The sequence below is a fragment of the Rhizobium sp. CNPSo 3670 genome (assembly GCF_057784555.1).
In genome coordinates this window covers 1-4,976 of the sequence record NZ_JBXSOL010000075.1, presented here as the reverse complement: position 1 = coordinate 4,976, position 4,976 = coordinate 1, and the positions used below count along the sequence as shown (strand labels likewise).

4 protein-coding genes are annotated in these 4,976 nt (G+C 61.4%); 1 reads left to right on the top strand and 3 read right to left on the bottom strand.

The features are described from left to right. A partial coding sequence (locus tag AC13QO_RS29735) for a TOBE domain-containing protein (RefSeq protein WP_488542743.1) occupies positions 1–448 on the top strand: 448 nt, incomplete at its 5' end. Positions 449–513: 65 nt separating this feature from the next. Here the strand turns inward: AC13QO_RS29735 and AC13QO_RS29730 are convergent. The 3 genes from AC13QO_RS29730 to AC13QO_RS29720 all read right to left on the bottom strand — a co-directional run bounded on the left by AC13QO_RS29730 (position 514) and on the right by AC13QO_RS29720 (position 4,870). Further along, positions 514–2,760: a glycoside hydrolase family 2 protein gene (locus AC13QO_RS29730; RefSeq protein WP_488542742.1), complete on the bottom strand. Its 2,247-nt coding sequence runs from the start codon at positions 2,758–2,760 to the stop codon at positions 514–516. Between the two features lie 280 nt (positions 2,761–3,040). Further along, entirely contained in the window at positions 3,041–3,952 is a 912-nt protein-coding gene (locus tag AC13QO_RS29725; RefSeq protein WP_488542741.1) for an SMP-30/gluconolactonase/LRE family protein, read from the bottom strand. A gap of 96 nt (positions 3,953–4,048) precedes the next feature. Further along, positions 4,049–4,870 carry an SDR family oxidoreductase gene (locus AC13QO_RS29720; protein ID WP_183698562.1) on the bottom strand — a complete coding sequence of 274 codons (822 nt, stop codon included), beginning with the start codon at positions 4,868–4,870 and terminating at the stop codon, positions 4,049–4,051. Positions 4,871–4,976: the final 106 nt, after the last annotated feature.

Below are 4,976 nucleotides of genomic sequence, written 5' to 3'. Positions count from 1 at the left end.
TAATCCCGCCAACATGTTCGTCGCCGACTTCATGGGCTCGCCGGCGATGAACCTGGTGAAGGCCTCGGTCGAGAACGGCGCCGGCGGCCTTGCGGTCTCGCTCGAGCGGCCGAACGCCGCCCCGCTGAGGCTTCCCGTCTCGATGACCGGCAACGGCCTTTCCTCCTATGCCGGCCGGCAGGTGATCTTCGGCATCCGCCCCGAGGCGCTGACCGACCCCGACGGCGCCGACCGCAATGCCCGCTCGCTCACCGAAGGCGACTGCCTGATCGAGGTTGTCGAACCGGCCGGTTCCGACACCTTCGCCGTCACCAAGCTCGGCGGCAAGGAAGTCGTCGCGCGCCTGCGCGCCGATGCAGGCATCGCGCCCGGCCAGCACACGCGCCTCGCCTTCAATCTCGACAAGGCTGTGTTCTTCGATCCGGAAACGCAGGCGCGGATCGCATAAGGTGGAGCGCCGTGCGTCCGATAAGATGCGCCAAGGGCGCTCCATCTCGATTTTCGGGTTATGCGTTAGGCGACGGCCGTTAGGTTGAGGGTCGCCGGCGCGAAACGTGAGGAGACCGCTTCGACGGTGATTTCTCCCACCAGCCCCGTCGCCTCCAGCCAGAAGCCTGATGTGCCGCCCTGCAGCGGCACATTGGTTGGGCCGACGATCTTTGCCGGGCCATGCACCTTCAGCGAAATGCTGTCGTTCATGAACGGCAGGCGATTCCCGCACTGATCGAGGGCACGGATGATGACACGCGTGCTGTCACGTTCGCGGGCTTTCAGCGTGCCGGCGTCGGCCACGATTTCCAGCGTCGTCGGCAAGGGATCGGCCGCCAGCCTCAGGCTGGCCACGGGCGTGCCGTCGATATAGCCGGTGAGGGTGCCGTCGATCCATTCGAGTCCCCAGGTGCCGAGCTCATCTGATGTGAAGTGCCTGTGGTCGAGCACAACAGGCGGATGCGGCAGGTGCGGGTAATTCTCACGATCCGGACCGATACGTTTGCTGAGCCCGCCATATTGCAGTTCCACCTCGTCGCAATTGGTCAGGATGATCAGCGGCAGCACGCCGCCGATATTGCGCTCGCCGCGCGCCCAGAAGGTAACGGGCTTCATGACGATCTCTTCGGAAGGATCGCACTGGCTGATATAGACATAGGCCGCGAATTTCGGTTCGCGGAACATGTCCATGACGCCGTGATAGCAAATGCGATCGCCGGAGCCGAAATCCTTGTGGGTATTGTAATCGAACATGCACCAGCCGATGGCGCCGGAAATATCCGGATCGCCGTAGGCGGCATTCAGCACTTCGAGATGACGGCGCACATGCTCGGCCTGGCGCTGTTCCTGATCGTAGATCTTGGTCGGGTGCATATGGCCGTTGAACTCGGTGATGAGGTACGGCACCTTATGTGACAGCCCGGTATTTTCCTGCTGGGTGCGGAGCGCGGTGCGCGGGCGGTTGGAGCCCGGCAGTTCCTCGTTGCCGAGGATGAAGTCGTTCATCGTGTAGACGTCTTCGAGCAGCTCGCTCTCGGTGATGTAACGCACGCCGCCGGTCTGGCGGGTGCTGTCGAGCTCACGGGCCAAGCGGTTGGTCTCCACGTAGAAGTCGTGGCTATCCTGCGACTCGTTGATGCGCACGCCCCAGATGATGATCGAGGGATGGTTCCAGTCGCGCTCAATCATGCGGCGGACGTTCTCGATCGATTCCTTCTGCCAGTCGGCATCGCCGATATGCTGCCAGCCGGGGATTTCCTCGAAGACCAGGAGGCCAACGGTATCGCAACGGTCGAGGAACCATTTTGACTGCGGGTAATGCGAGGTGCGGACGATATTGCACTTCAGCACGCTCTTCATGATGTCGGCGTCGCGTTCCTGGGCGGAACGGCCGGCGGCGTAACCGACATAGGGGAATGCCTGATGGCGGTTGAGGCCGCGCAATTTCAGCGGCTTGCCATTGAGGCGGAAACCTTCGGGGGTGAATTCGGCGGTACGGAAGCCGAAACGGGTAGAGAGACGGTCGGAGCCGTGCTCGGTCCTGATTTCGACGGAGATTTCGTAGAGCGCTGGATTGCTAATGTCCCAGAGCGCGATGCCGGTGAGGCCGCCGAAGGAAAGTCGGGTTTGCTCGCCGATCGTTTCGGTCGCGGCGGTGGCGATCACGGCGCCGTCGGCCTGCTTCAGCGTGGCGGTGACCGTTGCAGAGAAATTGCGGCCTTCGGGATTGGCAATATCGACGCGGACGGTCGCGGATTTCTCAGGGGCGAGAACGTCTGATGTTTCGATCTTGAGATTGCGGATCGAGACCGGGTCGGTGACCTTCAGCCAGACGTCGCGGTAGATGCCGGCATAGGTCAGGTAATCGATGCGGCCGCCGAAGGGTGGAATGGCAGGATTTTCGCTGCCGTCGATTTTCACGGTCACGAGGTTTTCGCCCTTGACCAGCCTGCCGGTAAGGCGGGCCTCGAAGGGAGTATAGCCGTCCTTGTGGGCGATGATCTCCTCGCCGTTCAGATAGATGACGCTATCGGCCATCGCGGCGTCGAAGATCAGCGAAACCTCGCGGCCCTCGAATTCCGGCAGCCAGCGCAGCACCTTCTGATAGGTGAAGGCGCGCTGATAGCTCTTTTCATCGAAATAGTTAAAGGGCAGTTCGACGGCGGTGTGGGGCAGGCTGACCGGCTTGGCGGCATCGAAGTTTTCGAGCAGGCGCTGGCCGAAGCCCTCGTGGAAACTCCAGCCCTCGTTGAAGGAAACGACGGAACGCATCTTAGGCTCTCCGGATCGTAGCATCAGGAGCCGTGCGGCTCCCTTTGGCGCATGAAAATCGGATCATCGGGTATTCCTCCTTGATGCAATGAGGCGCGAGCGCTCCAGCGCGTCGCATCAAAACTGATTCATGCGATGCGCTTTAGCTTTTTTCGTGCAGGCCGTCATCCGGAACCGCTGCCGCCCCTTGCAGATGACGCTCCGGGGCAACACCGTCCTATCAGACGACGGCGATATCGTCAGGCATGCCTGTCCAACGCACGGCGCTGTGCTCCATAAACTACGGATATTGTACGCCGTTCGTCTTTGTATAGATCGAATAGACCGAACGGGTCGCGGTGATGAACAGCCGGTTCTTCTTAGGGCCGCCGAAGGTGAGATTGGACACCGTCTGCGGCACCTTGATCTTGCCGAGCAGCGTGCCATCGGGTGAGAAGCAATGCACACCATCACCCGCGCTTGTCCAAAGGTTGCCGCCGATATCGAAACGAAAACCGTCGGGATGGCCGGCATCGAGGCTGCAGAAATAGCGGCTGTTGGCAAGCGTTCTGCCGTCCACGACATCAAAGACCCGGATGTGGCATGGCACTTCGTGTTTGCCCGAGCCGGAATCGGCGATGTAGAGTTTCGTTTCATCGGGCGAGAAGGCAAGGCCGTTCGGCTGGATGAAATCTTCGACGACGGCGTCGATTGCGCCGCTTATCGGGTCGATCCGGTAGACGTTGCGGGTCGGCTGTTCGGGCTCGGCCTTGTGGCCCTCGTAGTCCGAGAGGATGCCGTAGGTCGGATCGGTGAACCAGATCCCGCCGTCCGAATGGACGACAACGTCATTTGGCGAATTTAATCTCCTGCCCTGGTAGCAGTCGGCGAGGACGGTGATGCTGCCATCGAATTCGGTGCGGGTGACCCGGCGGCCGCCATGTTCGCAGGAGATGAGCCGGCCCTGTTTGTCGCGGGTATTGCCGTTGACATAGTTTGAGGGCGAGCGGAAGACGGAGACCGTCCCATCCGGTGTCCAGCGCATCATGCGTTCGTTCGGGATATCGCTCCAGAGAAGGCAGTTCAGGTCGGAAAACCAGACCGGGCCCTCCGTCCAGCGGCAGCCGGAATAAAGCTCATCGAGGGCGGCGCTGCCGATAACCAGAGCGGCGAAACGGTCATCGCGGACCTCATAAAGCGGATTGTCAGCCACGCCAGTTCCTCCCTGAATGCTGCTGTCTTTCTCCTAGCGACAAATCCTCCCAGCGACCAGAGCGCGGCAACGGGAAATTTGAGGGCTCGGGTTTTCTCAGAGAGCGGCGACCGGATGCGGCGAGCCGTCGTAAGCACCCCAGATCGATTGATCGAAACAGATGACTGAGCCGGTCATCAGGCCGGATTCCGCCGATGACAGGTAGGCGCAGGCGCGCGCCACCTCGTGTGGATCGACGAGCCGGCCGAAGGGCTGATTCGCCGCTGCCTTCTCCAGCCAGTCTGCAGGTGCATCGTGATATTCGCGCTGAATGCGATCCTCGCCTTCGGAGGCCATCCAGCCGATGTTGAGGCCGTTGACGCGGATGCGGTTGCGCAGCAGCGCATAAGCGGTGTTCTTCGTCAGCGTTTCCAGCGCGCCCTTGGAAGCGCAGTACGCGGCGATGAAGGGCTGGCCGGCTTTAGCCGACATCGAGCCTATATTGACGATCGTGCCTTCGATCTTTTCGCGGCGCATGACCTTCACTGTTTCCTGCATCAGGAAAAACGGCGCCCGCACATTGACGGCAAACATGGCGTCGAAGAGTTCGGGGCTGGTGTCGAGGATGGTGCCGCGATCGGTAATGGCGGCGGCATTGACCAGCGCGTCGACACGACCGAAGGCCTTGTCGCATGCGTGGACGACGTGGCTCGCATCCTCGACTTTGGCGAGGTCAGCCTTGACGTAAACGACCTTCACGCCGGTCGCAGCCGAAATCTCCGCCGCCCTCGCCTTGCCCTTGGCTTCGTTGCGGCCACAGATGATGATGCCTTCCGCGCCGCGTTCGGCGAAGAGACGGGCAATGGTGGCACCCAAGCCTTGCGTGCCGCCGGTGACGATGGCGATCTTGCCGTCAAGGCGGCCGTGATCCGTGCTCATGTAATTCCTCCTTAGTGATGATGTGCGAATGCCTCCCGCGATGCGGGAGGCTCTTAGATTGGTGCCGTGTGGCCCCCTCATCCGCCCTACGGGCACCTTCTACCCT